Source organism: Streptomyces sp. ISL-87 (genome assembly GCF_018614095.1).
Classification (GTDB): Bacteria; Actinomycetota; Actinomycetes; order Streptomycetales; family Streptomycetaceae; genus Streptomyces.
In genome coordinates this window covers 39,950-51,183 of record NZ_JAGGOY010000081.1, presented here as the reverse complement: position 1 = coordinate 51,183, position 11,234 = coordinate 39,950, and the positions used below count along the sequence as shown (strand labels likewise).

The window sequence follows — 11,234 nt, the reverse complement described above, 5'->3', positions numbered from 1 at the left end:
TCTACGTCATCACCGACCTGACCAGCCGACAAGCGTCCCCCGAACGGATCGCAAAGATCTTGAGGGCACACTGGGTGATCGAAAACAGGCTCCACTTCGTCCGGGACACCGCCTTCCGCGAGGACGCCTCCAAGATCCGCACCGGGCACAGTCCGGAGTGGCTGCGCCATCTTGAAGTGGCTGGTCAGCAGGGGTGGCGTGACCCCGTTTCGGGGTGCTCGTGCTGGTCGTGGGCGGCAGTCTGAGGTGTAGATCGTCCGGCGGGGTGGTTTTGCCGATGAGTTCACCGTCCTCGAACGGTCTAGCCAGCGACACGACCGTTCTCGACAGGAGTGCCATGTCCACCATCCAGCCAGTGATCATCACTGCCGACCAAGACGTCCTGGTCGGCTTCTATACGAAATTGTTCGGCGCCGAGGAGATCTTCCGGGTACCGGCGGAAGGCCCGGCCTTCTACCTCGGCTTGCGCATCGGCGACACCGACCTCGGGCTGGTGGCCAAGACGAACCCGGGGACCGGGGCGGCACCGCGGATCCTGCTCAGCATCGGTGTCGACGACGTCGACGAGACGCTCGGCCGGGTGACGGCGCTGGGCGGCTCGGTCCACGGCGGCCCCAACGACATGCCGTGGGGACAGCGCGTCGCCCACATCCAGGACCCCGACGGCAACCCGGTGAACCTCACCCAGCCGATCCCGGCTCAGTGACGCTGCTCCGGGGTGCTTGTGCTGGTCGCGGGCTGCCTGCGGTAGAGATCAATTTCCTGTAGTGGCCTCGATGTTCGTCAGTACGAGCAGCGCGCGAAGCAGGTGGGTGGCGCGGGCGGGGTCAGTGCGGAGCTTGGTGAGGATCCGCCAGTTCTTCAGGTGGGCGAACCCGCGCTCGACGGGCGCGCGTCCGGCGGCCAGAGCCCGGTTCGCCGTCTTCTGCCCGGGGGTGAGCTTGCGGTAGCGGGTGGCCTTGAAACCGGTCACGATGACCAGGTCATCGGGGTCGTCGGGCTTGTCCACGCCGAGGAAGCCCAGGTCGGCGAGCGCGCCGAGGCCGGCCGCCTTGAGATGTTCGACGAGATGGTCGTGGCGGGCGGCGGTGGCGTCGTGGGTGCGGCCGGGCCGCGCGGCGGAGATCCAGATCAGGCGGCCCCTCTCGTCGGTCAGGGCGAGGAAGTGCAGGCCGTGACGGTGGTGCTTGCCGGAAAAGTGTTTTCGGTTGTCGCGGCCGGTGCGGCGCTGGGTGGCGATGAGGGTGCCGTCGACCAGGACGACTTCCCCGCCCCGCTTCGCGATTTTCTTCAGGGCCCGGTCCAGGCGCGGAGCGCGGGCGGCGAGCAGGTGGATCATCTCGTCGCGCCAGCGGCGGACGGTGGACTCGGCGATGTTGTTGCCGCCGGCCATGTCGGTCAGGCGCTGATCGTGGCGGAGCACGGCCAGGACGATCACCGCGATCTTCCCCGGCGGCAGCGACCGCCAGCGCGAACCTATCGATTTCAGGTGACGCCGCAGCAGGCCGGCGAGGTGGTTGACGGTGCTCGTGGACAGCGGCAGACGGCACTGGTAGACAAGGGACACGGTGTCCCCGATGTGCTCTTCGGTTTTGCTCACACATTCCCAACGAGCCCCGGGGGCACCGGAGTTACGTCCGCCCCAGGGAACTGCGGGTCACGGGCGGACGGTGAACCGCCCGTCGGGACGCTTGTGCAGCCAGCCGCGATCGGCCAGTTTCGTCAGCTTCCCGCGCAGCGGCTCCAGCTTGCCCCGCACCCCGGTGTCCAGCCCGAGCGCCTCGCCCACCTGCCGGACCATGACCGGCCCGCCAGCAGCGCGGACGGAAGCGAGAATGCGCTGGTACTCCGGCGGGAGCGCGGTCTCGGCCATCTCCGGGGCGCGGTGCGGGATCAGCAGCACTCCCTTCCCGCCCACCTGCGCGACAGCCGGCGCCGTCGCGGCCCGTTCGGCGGCGACCTGCTCGCCCATCCGGGCCAGGACCCGCTCCGCCGCCACCAGGTCCTCGCGTTCGGCCCGTACCTCGGCCAACTGCTTGACCAGCTGTTCTTCCAGATCGTCCAACTCCGCGCGGCGTACCGCGATCCGCTCCTGCACCTCGGGATCCACCATGCGCCGGATCGTAGGGAGGAGAACGAGGCGGCGGACCGGAACAGGCGAACCGCCCTGCCCGACGATCTACATGCTAGACACTGCCCCACCACCAGCCCGAGCAGCCTCACCCGCCATCACACCAGAGGCCCTGACCAGCCAGAATCAAGATGGCGGAGCTTCGGAGAACATGGCCACCCTCCGCAGCTTCGCCATCAACCAACTCCGCGACGCCGGCCACACCAACATCGCCGCCGGACTCCGCACCACAGCCCTCCGCCCCTACGAGCGGCCACTGGCCCTCCTCGGCCTCAACTGACCTGCGCCGACGCACGATCAACGAACTTTGCAATCCCCCTGTGCAAGGCCATGAGCCGGAAGGTCAAGAACCAGCGACTGGCTGCGCTATTGCTTGCGTCGTTGCAGGATCCACCGTTGTACGGGCGGTGTCAGGCCGGCGCCTACGATGAACCCGAGCGTGACACTCCGGCTCGCGAACGCGACAATTCCGATAACTGCGCACAGAACCATGCCGGTCACAACTAGGCCCGTGACCTTAACACGCGGGGCTAGCTGGTTCAGCCAGCCCACAGTCGAGAAAGTCACGAGATACACGGTGGAGCCGAAAGCGGCCGACGCCAGAGCGGTTAGAGCATTCACTCCGCAACCCTTTCAAAATCAGAAGCCGATATGTCTCTCTCCGGCCGCCACGGTCGGCCGTAGTCCCTTTTCGGGATTACTTGGCTGCCGGTCCGTTTACCTGCAATATCCGTCGCCGCCACTGCCGCTGTAATAGCCGCTTCCGGCCAGGGTTGCTGCTGGCGAAAGGACCCCGAGCCCCGGGCTGACCTTTATCTTGACGCACCGATCGGTCGCGACCGCGACCCCCGCGAACCCCGCGAGGCTTCGGCCCCCGACGACCGCGGCCGGGTGCGGTATCCAGGACACAACAGTTCCGCCGAGGGCGAGGACCTTAGTCTCAGCTTTGTTGAAGCACACGGTGCCACTGATCACGCCTCAGGTGTAGTGGGGGTCGGCCACCACGGGGTAGGCGGTGTCGGGGCCGGTCTGGATGGTTTGGACGAGGGCGTTGCCGTCGAGACTGTAGCTCGTGGGGACGGGGTTGCCGTTCGCGTCTTTTGCCTTATTGAGGTTCCCTTACCCAACCACCTGCCAGGCGAGCGTGAAAAGATGGGTGATTTCAAGCCGCTGTGGCGTAATGAATACCGCTGCACCCGCCACGATCCGGCGGGCCATCGGCCTGGTCTGCCCCAGCGGCCTGGCCGACCTGCCCCTGGGTCTGCGTTTCAAGTCATTTCTAGAATCGTTTCAGCCACGGTGAACGACGCGCCTATATCGCCGACTCGACTGCTTCCAGAAAGAGAACCGTGCACCCTTCTCACGGTTTGGCAGGAATAACCGGAACGCTCGGGCGTACTGCATCTACCACTCGTTTCCGGAGCGCGCGGCGCCTACGCTTCACAATCACAGGGGAGGATGGGCACGCCGCCTCCGCTTCAGGGCATGTACCCCCACTGCAAGCGCGGCAGCACAGATACCTGCCGCCAGCCAGGAGGCCGTGCGCTTGACCATGTCGGCCAGCGTAGGGGCAGGGTCGTGGCAGTCAGGGGCTGCGGGTTCCACCCGCAGTCGGGCCCAGACCTTTGACGGCGTCCCCTTCTCTCGCCAGACCACGGTGTAGAGACCCGGCTTCGCGTCGCACCTGATACGGACGACCGCGGAGACCCTCTTCGCTCCGTACATGACCACTGGTCGCGTGAACACCGACGAGGTCAACGTGACGCCTCCGTCGCCGCCCATCTCCAGGCCATCGGTGGCCGTCATCTCCCCGCCAGCCCGCACCGACCGCACGTCCCATGGGCTCGCGGGCCACTCCACATCCGCAGGCCAGCGCTCCTCCTGGGGCTCAGGCGGCAGCTCGGAGACCCGCCTCGCGCACGCCGCACGCTCCGTCTCTTCAGCCGGAGCCACCCGGACACTCCCCCAGAGCCGCGTGACCTCGGAGGGGTTCCGGTCCCCACCTGATCCGATGCGCACCTCGTAGGACCCGGGCGCAGCGGTGCAGGAGATCGTCATGACCGCGGTGACGTGCGGATCGTTCATCCTCATCCGGCCATCGGCGGTGAACGCTTCGGAGAAGACCCTGTCGCCATTGCCGACGGCGTCCTGCAGGCCCACTGAGACGCTGACCTGCTCTCCAGGCCGAACCAGCTGGTCGGCGCCACTTTGAAGCGGCAATGGCACATCCGTAAGCGGAGCGGCCTGCACGCCCTCCGCTCCGAGTGACATGAACAGCGGAATCGTCAGGACTGCCACGCCGATCCCTGCCCGTAATCGCTTCATTTGTCGCCTATCTGGATTCGTTGACGATCTTTCACACCACTGCCTACTCTGCCCCCTTCGTCGAACTGACGCACTAACACACTGCGATGCCAGGCGTCATCACTGCACTCAGGAAGCAAGTCATTGAGATCAAAATGGTTGACCGCACTCGCGCTCGGCACCAGCACCGTGCTACTCACCGCGAAACCACCATGTACCAGGACACCCGCATGAACAGCCTCGGCACCGAGCGGATGATCTCCCCGCCGGCCTGACCGGCCCTGATTGCCCACTGCGAGCACACCAGACACCACCGTGGGGTCCAGAACCAGCGCACCCCTTTGCATGCTGGTGGCTTCGCAGCACAGGAATGCAGCAGCGCTGCGATTACCCCGTGAGTGCCACATGCGACGGGGCCGACCCGCCCACGCCGGGTCGGCCCCGTCGTCGATCCGGTCACCGCCCGCGAGCCGCTCCCATTCTGCAAACTGAGCTTCAAGCTGACGTTGTGCACTGCTCGAGGATGTCGGGCATCCGTGCGGAGAGTGCACGACATCGTCGACGTGCACCGAGTGCACCGCACCGGCTGGGCTCAGCGGCGGGCTTCCGGAGTGCGGTGTGGGTCGGGATGGGGGCGGTGTGCGCGTTGGTCGTCCTCGCGCACCGGACGCGGCGCGGTGGCGTCCTCCCGGTCGGCGTACCGATCCATCGTCCTGCGGGCCTGAGCGGCCGCGTTCCTGAGCCTTCCTCAGCGGCGTCCGGGCCGGGCGGCGGCCGTCACCGACCACCATCTCGCGCGTGTAGTACCGGTGCATCTGACCGGCCTTAATGATCTTCGTGTCCACCATGCAGACCACGTCACACGGCTCTGACCTGCAAGGAAAGGGCTGTCGGGGATATGGCCCGCCAGGCGGGACCGACCGGAAAGACAACGGCTTCTGATCACAACGTCACAACGTCACAACGTCAGCTGACGCTCCCGAGGCGGGCCGAGGACATCGGCCCGCCTTCGGACCGTTCGGTCTTGCGCCCCTTGCTGCCCGGCGCCAGGGTCCGCGCGTCCACGGCCTCCGCGGGCGCCCCGGTGGCGTACAGCCCGTCGGGCTCGCTGTCCCGGTCGTGCGGGAGCAGCCAGAACACCCGCCTGCGGAACGTGCCGGAGGAGCGCGACGGCTTGGCCCCCGGGCCGAGCAGGGCGTAGCCGACCATCCGCCCGCCGCGGTGGTACGCGGGCCTGCCGCGCCGCGTCGGCAGCCGGTCCAGGCTCTGGCGGACGTAGTCGAGCCGGCTGATGTCCTCGAGCCAGACGAGGTCAGCCTCGTGGATGATCTCGTCCTCTGCGATGAGGGCGCTCATGCTGTCGTCTCCTCGTGCGCGAGCAGGCCGATGCCCGGGTAGTACTTGCGCTGGTTGGACAGGATCATTTCCTTGGGCGACGCCAGTCCCACCACCTCGCGGACGCGTGCCGCGAAGGCCCGGGAGGAAATCGCCGGGGCCCCCTCATTCTGGCACCAGCTCCTGTAGGCCGCGTAGAGCTGCGCCTGCTCCGCCCGCAGATCGGGCTCGAACCGGCAGGTTTCGCCGATGAAGCGCCCTGTGTGGTCCTCGGTCTCGGCGTACGCCGTGGTCGCAATGCGGACGCGCTCGGGCCCCGAGAGGTCCTTGTCACCTCCCAGGTAGCGGCGGGCGCCCTCGATGAGCCAGTTGAGGATGCCCGGGCCCTCCTGGGTGACCAGGATGTCCGCCAGGTTGTCGATCTTGCGGTCGTCGGAGACGACCCGCTCGAACGGGATCATCCGGATGCGCCGCCAGAACGCGAAGCCGCCGGTGCCCACTTCGGGCCGGTGGTTGCCCAGCAGCCACAGCTTGTGCGTCGGCTCGAAGCTGAAGAAGTCCTGCCGCATCCGGCGGGCCTTGATGCGGTCGCCGCCGGTGAGCAGTTTGACGCGGGCCTCGTCGAAGCGGTCGCCCGGCTTGACCTCGCTGCACACGATCACCCGTCGGCCGTGCAGTTCGGCGAGGTCGGTCGGGTGGCCTTCGTAGGGCCGCGCCATCAGGAACCCGGGCGGCGCCGCGTCCGCGTAGTCGCCGAGCAGCTTCATCAGGACGTCCAGCAGTACGGACTTGCCGTTCTTGCCGGAGCCGAACAGGAACGGCATGACCTGCGCGCCGACGTCCCCGGTGACGGAGTATCCGAGCAGCAGCTGGAGGAAGTCGATCATCTGCGCTCCCTCCGGCCCCTCGCCGAAGGTGTCGGTCAGGAAGCGGTTCCAGCGCGGCGTGGGCATGGGCTGCGGAGCGGCCGTGGTGGAACGGGAGTGGAAGTCCTTCGCGGGCTGGGCAGCGCGGATGTGCCCGGTACGCAGGTCGACGACGCCCGCGGGCGTGCACAGGGCGTACGGGTCGGCGTCCAGCCGCGAGGCGTTGAGCACCATGCCCGGGGCGGACTTCGCCTGTGCGAGCATCGCGTTCATGCCGCTGGTGCTCAGCGCGCGGCGGCGGTGCTGCTGCAACGCGGCAGGGGTGTACACGCCGCGGGGGTCGGTGGTGGCGATGCTCTCCGCGAGGTCGCCCGCGGCCCAGATCACGGTGTCGTCCTCGTCGATCTGCCAGCGGGTACTGTCCCACCGGAACCAGCCGATCCCGGGGACGTGCCGGTAGTCGTCGGCATAGAGCTTGACGAACAGTTTGGCGTTGCCGCGGTCGGTGAGCGTGTCGGGCAGCAGCCCGTCCGCCGTGGCCTCGCCGTCCGAGCCCGGGACGGGGGCGGGGGCGTCCTGAGCCGGGCCCACGCCGCCCTGCCGGGGGGCGGGGACGGGCTGGGCGGGGACGGGCTGGGCGAGGATCTGCGCGGCGACGGCCTGGACGTCGAACTCGAACAGCCGGCTGTCGTTGTCCACGCTCACGTGCGGCCTCCCAGGGCCAGCGGTCGCATGGAACCCGCCCTCAGCCCGCCGCGGATGATGGCGCGGCAGCGGCTCTCCTGCCCGGGGCGGGCCTGTTCGGCCGCTGCCTGGAGCGTACGGGTCGCCTCGGCCTCGGTGACGTGCCCGGCGGCGACCAGGCCGCCGGCCGTGTACGCGGCGCGGTTCAGCTTCTCGGAGAACGCGGCCCCTTCGGGCACGGCGGCGCAGGCGGCGACCTCGGCGAGGACTCCGGCCAGCAGCCGGCCCGAGGCGCCGCGACCGCCGCCCGCCGCGATGACGGCCTGCCGGGCGCGGGGCGGTACGGGCCGGGGCGCGGGCACCCGCGCCGTGGGCAGGTGCCCGGTGCGCTCCAGCTCGCGGGCGAGCCAGGCGGGCAGCGGCGCGGGCTCGCGTACGGGTCCCACGGGCCGGTAGACGCCCGCGCGGGTCACGGTCCCGGGGGCGACGATGTACCCGCCGTGAGCGCGTACGTCGACCTGCCAGGCGAGGGCGCGGCCGCCGCCGGATCCGGTGGAGCACTGCCAGCGGTGTCCGCCGTGGCTCCGGTACCAGACGTGCAGGCCCCCCGACGGCGTGCGCACGCGCAGGGTCGAGGTGTCGTCCGCCGGGCTTACGGCGCCGCGCAGCGCGGCCAGCACACCCATGGTGTGAAAGCCGTTGGCCAGTCCCGTCAGGTCGACTTCGTCGGAGATCCCGACGCCGGGCAGCAGCCGGTCCCGCTCGGGCAGCGGTCGCTCGTGTGCGTCGATGTCGATGACCACCAGGTCCGCGGGGCCGCAGGCGACACCGATGCCGAGATCCGGGTGGGCACCCCACCACTGCTCGATCCGGGCGGGGTCGAGCGTGGCCGCGTGGAATCCGTGGCACCAGCGGCCCGCCCGCAGGCAGTCGCACGCCCCTCTGTGGTGACCGGGTGAACGGCACACCTCGCAGTTGCCCACGGGCGTCTTGAGGCCCGGCGCCAGCGGGTGAACGGGCCACCCCTGCCCCGCACACCACCTGGCAGTCTGCTCAGCTGCCATCCACTTCCCCCATCAGCGACTGAAGCGACTCAACGCCCAAACCAGACTAGCGAAACCGGTGGGAGACGAGAGGCCGGTGTGTCAGCACAGGCCTACGCATCGTCAGGCGGCGCCAGCGACTGAGCGTTCAACCGTACAGCTACCGTCGCTGCTTCAGTCGCTCGTAGAGCTGCTCACAAAACACCAGGTCACAGAGGTACGCAACACAAAACAGCGACTGAAGCGACTCAAGGTCCCTATATATGACGCCCACACGCGCACACGCACGCGCGCACGTTGGACGTCATATACCCGGTACTTGAGTCGCTTCAGTCGCTGATTGGCTCAGACAGGGCCTATGAGCTGGCCTTTTACGGATCTCGCCGGAGCGACTGAAGGATCGCTCAGTCGCTGTCCTTCAGTCGCTCCCCCGGTGAGTCAGGCCCCCCGAACGGCTCAACCCCGCGTGGACCCGGTCTTGACCAGGGAGCGAGCGCCCGGGCGCATCGACGCACCGCGCGGCGGCCAGGGCAGGACCGTGACCGGGGGAAGTTCGCGGGAGACGAAGGCCGTCATCGCCCAGGGGACGTCCTGCACCACGGGCTGGAGGGCGGTGTGCCCGTGCCAGGGCGGGGCGCCGTGGCCGGTGATGCCGCGCAGGCGGACCCCGCCGTCCGGGCCGAAGACCAGGTCGACCTCCTTCGCCCCCTCGGCCAGCCCCCGGCCGGTGGCCTTGACGGCCGCCTCCAGCAGGGTCCAGGCGTGGAAGAAGGTCTCCGGCGTTGCCGTGGCCGGCATGTCCGGGTAGACGAAGGCGAGTACGTCCATGCTGGTGGTGGCCGGGCGGACCAGCTCCACGTCCACCCCGACGGGTCCCGTCTCGGTGGCCCCGAGCAGCAGCAGCCCGTCCGAGCGGGACCAGCTGACGTGGGTGCCGGGATGGTCCGGCAGGTAGGGCTTGCCCGCCGGGTCGTAGTGGATGCGCAGCTCGTGCGGGGCCAGGCCCAGGCGGTCGGCGAGCAGCCTGCGCACCGTGAGCCGGGCGCGGTAGAAGCGGTGCGCCGCCCGGGCGTGCACGAATTCGGCGCCGCGCCGCAGTTCGTCCTCGGTGAGGCCCTCTGGGTAGTGCTCGGTGATGTCGGAGGGGGCGACCTGGTCGAGGTCGACCAGCCATGCGTCCATCGTGGTCCTTCCTTGCTACAGGCTGAACACCTGCGTGCCGGAGCGCGAGGGGTCGCCCGGGCGTATGTGCAGGGCGCCGGCGGCGGGCAGCAGTACCGCGGCGGCGACGGTGCGTTCGGCGCGGATGTCCCCGCGGTCGGGGACGCAGATCGGCGGCCGGGACAGGAGGGCGAAGTGCTCCTCCGCACCGGCGTCCGCGGGGAGCGCCGCCAGCCCGTCGGTGGCCGCGCGCAGGCGGCGCAGCGAGGAGTTGCGGGCGAAGACGTTCAGCTCGTCCGCCGGGGCGAAGTCCGGGTGGAGGAAGTGGTTCGCGTGCGCGGCCTCCCCGGTCTCCGGCTCCGTCACCCGCAGTTCGCCGCCGAGGACCTCCACGTACAGGGCCCGCTCCCGGTCGCACAGCATGAGCGAGCGCGAGCTGGCCAGCGGGAGCCCGGCGAGGATCTTCAGGGCCTGGTCCACGTTCCGGGCGGTGTCCAGGAGGTGGCGGATCGCGAGGTACGGGGGCACGCCCGGGCGCCAGTCGCCGCCCAGGACCAGGTTCAGGCCGATGGCGAGGCCGTCGCTGTTGAGCCCCAGGTAGCCGAGGAGCCCGGCGAAGCTGAGCACCAGCGAGCGGCGCGGGGAGCCCGCGCGGGCGATCTCCAGGACGCTGATGTGGTCGTCCAGGTTGCCGTTGAGGTCGACCGTCTGGGCGAGTACGGGGGTCCGGGCGCAGGGGGCCGCCGTGCGGGCGTATGTGGTGCAGTCCCCCGCGGTGGGGATCTTGGAGTAGCCCATGATCTCCCGGCGCAGCTGGAGCAGCCAGGCCTCGTCCTCGGTGATACGGGCGCCCTCGGCGAGGCCGGTCACCTCCTCGGCGAGGTCCGGCAGGGCCGCCGTGACCGCCGCACGGTAGGCGGCGATCGACGGCAGCAGGGTGTCGTGTGAAAGGGGTTTCGGCGTCAGGTGGTTCAGGCGGGCCAGCCCGTCGTCGAGGAAGGCCCGCAGCGGCGCGGCGAGGGCCTCGCCGTGAACGCGGCCGATCTCGCGGGGGGTGCCGGACGCCGGGATACGGGTGATGCTCATGCGGGGACGGCCGCCTTGGTGGCCGCCTTCCGGCCGGCCGCGAGGGCGGCCCGCACCTGGGGCCATTCGGCGCGCAGGATGCTGTAGAACACGGCGTCGCGGCGGCGCCCGCCGGGCATGAAGTTGAAGCTGCGCAGGGTGCCTTCCTCGGTGGCGCCGATGTTGGACAGGCCCCGGCGCGCCTGGACGTTGAGGATGTCGGTCTTGAACTCGACGCGCTCGGCGTCCAGCACCTCGAAGGCGTGCTCCAGCAGCAGGGCCTTCGCCCAGTGGTTGACGCCCTGGCCGCGGAAGTCCCGGCCGAGCCAGGACCAGCCGATCTCCAGGCGCCGGTCGGCCTCGGCCATGTTGCCGAAGCTCATGCTCCCGGCGATGCGGCCGCTCTTCTTGTCGGTGATCACGTAGACGGCGCGGCGGCCGGCGGCGTGGTCGGCGAGGTTGGCGTCGAAGAAGGCCTCGAAGTCGGTGTCGGTCTCGACGGCGGAGACGAAGTAGCGCCAGATGTCGGGGTCCATGGCGACGGCGCGCACGCCCTCGCGGTCGGCCTCGGCGACGGGGCGCAGCAGGACCCGGTCGTTCTCCAGGGTGGCGGCGGCGTTCTGGGTCCAGTTGATCGTCTTCATC

13 protein-coding genes are annotated in these 11,234 nt (G+C 69.6%); 3 read left to right on the top strand and 10 right to left on the bottom strand.

Translation table 11 applies throughout. From position 1 onward, the window contains the following. Positions 1 to 245 (top strand): transposase (locus tag J7I97_RS38995; RefSeq protein ID WP_251059244.1); only part of this gene is annotated, 245 nt, incomplete at its 5' end. A 92-nt stretch (positions 246 to 337) separates the two neighbouring features. Then, positions 338 to 706, top strand: a complete 369-nt coding sequence (locus J7I97_RS28325) for a VOC family protein (protein WP_214940261.1) — start codon at positions 338 to 340, stop codon at positions 704 to 706. A 48-nt stretch (positions 707 to 754) separates the two neighbouring features. Here the strand turns inward: J7I97_RS28325 and J7I97_RS28320 are convergent, their stop codons facing one another. After that, positions 755 to 1,600, bottom strand: a complete 846-nt coding sequence (locus tag J7I97_RS28320) for a transposase family protein (RefSeq protein ID WP_214940259.1) — start codon at positions 1,598 to 1,600, stop codon at positions 755 to 757. A 57-nt stretch (positions 1,601 to 1,657) separates the two neighbouring features. Beyond that, entirely contained in the window at positions 1,658 to 2,113 is a 456-nt protein-coding gene (locus J7I97_RS28315; RefSeq protein WP_251049629.1) for a hypothetical protein, read from the bottom strand. 169 nt (positions 2,114 to 2,282) lie between these two features. On the opposite strand from J7I97_RS28315, the gene J7I97_RS39680 reads away from it, so the two are divergent. Beyond that, the gene (locus J7I97_RS39680) at positions 2,283 to 2,411 is read left to right on the top strand and encodes a hypothetical protein (RefSeq protein ID WP_277627661.1); all 129 of its coding nucleotides are present in this window, start codon (positions 2,283 to 2,285) and stop codon (positions 2,409 to 2,411) included. 1,166 nt (positions 2,412 to 3,577) lie between these two features. Here the strand turns inward: J7I97_RS39680 and J7I97_RS28310 are convergent. From J7I97_RS28310 to J7I97_RS28275, 8 genes are all read right to left on the bottom strand, one after another. Then, positions 3,578 to 4,429, bottom strand: a complete 852-nt coding sequence (locus tag J7I97_RS28310; RefSeq protein ID WP_214940257.1) for a hypothetical protein — start codon at positions 4,427 to 4,429, stop codon at positions 3,578 to 3,580. Positions 4,430 to 4,452: 23 nt separating this feature from the next. Continuing rightward, on the bottom strand, positions 4,453 to 5,004 hold the full coding sequence (locus J7I97_RS28305; RefSeq protein WP_214940255.1) for a hypothetical protein: 552 nt from the start codon (positions 5,002 to 5,004) through the stop codon (positions 4,453 to 4,455). A 397-nt stretch (positions 5,005 to 5,401) separates the two neighbouring features. Continuing rightward, the gene (locus J7I97_RS28300) at positions 5,402 to 5,791 is read right to left on the bottom strand and encodes a DUF6009 family protein (RefSeq protein ID WP_214940252.1); all 390 of its coding nucleotides are present in this window, start codon (positions 5,789 to 5,791) and stop codon (positions 5,402 to 5,404) included. Next, complete coding sequence (locus J7I97_RS28295) at positions 5,788 to 7,341, bottom strand: phage/plasmid primase, P4 family (protein ID WP_214940249.1); 1,554 nt, start codon at positions 7,339 to 7,341, stop codon at positions 5,788 to 5,790. Before J7I97_RS28295 ends, J7I97_RS28300 begins: the two co-directional genes overlap by 4 nt. Next, complete coding sequence (locus J7I97_RS28290; RefSeq protein ID WP_214940248.1) at positions 7,338 to 8,384, bottom strand: bifunctional DNA primase/polymerase; 1,047 nt, start codon at positions 8,382 to 8,384, stop codon at positions 7,338 to 7,340. Before J7I97_RS28290 ends, J7I97_RS28295 begins: the two co-directional genes overlap by 4 nt. Positions 8,385 to 8,819: 435 nt before the next feature. Further along, positions 8,820 to 9,545 (bottom strand): 4'-phosphopantetheinyl transferase superfamily protein, encoded by a 726-nt coding sequence (locus J7I97_RS28285; protein WP_214940246.1) that lies wholly within the window; start codon positions 9,543 to 9,545, stop codon positions 8,820 to 8,822. 15 nt (positions 9,546 to 9,560) lie between these two features. After that, positions 9,561 to 10,610 carry a C45 family peptidase gene (locus J7I97_RS28280; RefSeq protein WP_214940244.1) on the bottom strand — a complete coding sequence of 350 codons (1,050 nt, stop codon included), beginning with the start codon at positions 10,608 to 10,610 and terminating at the stop codon, positions 9,561 to 9,563. After that, complete coding sequence (locus tag J7I97_RS28275; RefSeq protein WP_251049628.1) at positions 10,607 to 11,233, bottom strand: GNAT family N-acetyltransferase; 627 nt, start codon at positions 11,231 to 11,233, stop codon at positions 10,607 to 10,609. The genes J7I97_RS28280 and J7I97_RS28275 overlap by 4 nt, the downstream gene beginning before the upstream one ends. Position 11,234: the final 1 nt, after the last annotated feature.

Bases quoted from the DNA above. Each gene is read 5' to 3' on its own strand.
- J7I97_RS28325 (WP_214940261.1), top strand. From the start codon at position 338: ATGTCCACCATCCAGCCAGTGATCATCACTGCCGACCAAGACGTCCTG.
- J7I97_RS28315 (WP_251049629.1), bottom strand. From the start codon at position 2,113: ATGGTGGATCCCGAGGTGCAGGAGCGGATCGCGGTACGCCGCGCGGAG.
- J7I97_RS39680 (WP_277627661.1), top strand. From the start codon at position 2,283: ATGGCCACCCTCCGCAGCTTCGCCATCAACCAACTCCGCGACGCCGGC.
- J7I97_RS28300 (WP_214940252.1), bottom strand. From the start codon at position 5,791: ATGAGCGCCCTCATCGCAGAGGACGAGATCATCCACGAGGCTGACCTC.
- J7I97_RS28290 (WP_214940248.1), bottom strand. From the start codon at position 8,384: ATGGCAGCTGAGCAGACTGCCAGGTGGTGTGCGGGGCAGGGGTGGCCC.
- J7I97_RS28285 (WP_214940246.1), bottom strand. From the start codon at position 9,545: ATGGACGCATGGCTGGTCGACCTCGACCAGGTCGCCCCCTCCGACATC.
- J7I97_RS28280 (WP_214940244.1), bottom strand. From the start codon at position 10,610: ATGAGCATCACCCGTATCCCGGCGTCCGGCACCCCCCGCGAGATCGGC.
- J7I97_RS28275 (WP_251049628.1), bottom strand. From the start codon at position 11,233: ATGAAGACGATCAACTGGACCCAGAACGCCGCCGCCACCCTGGAGAAC.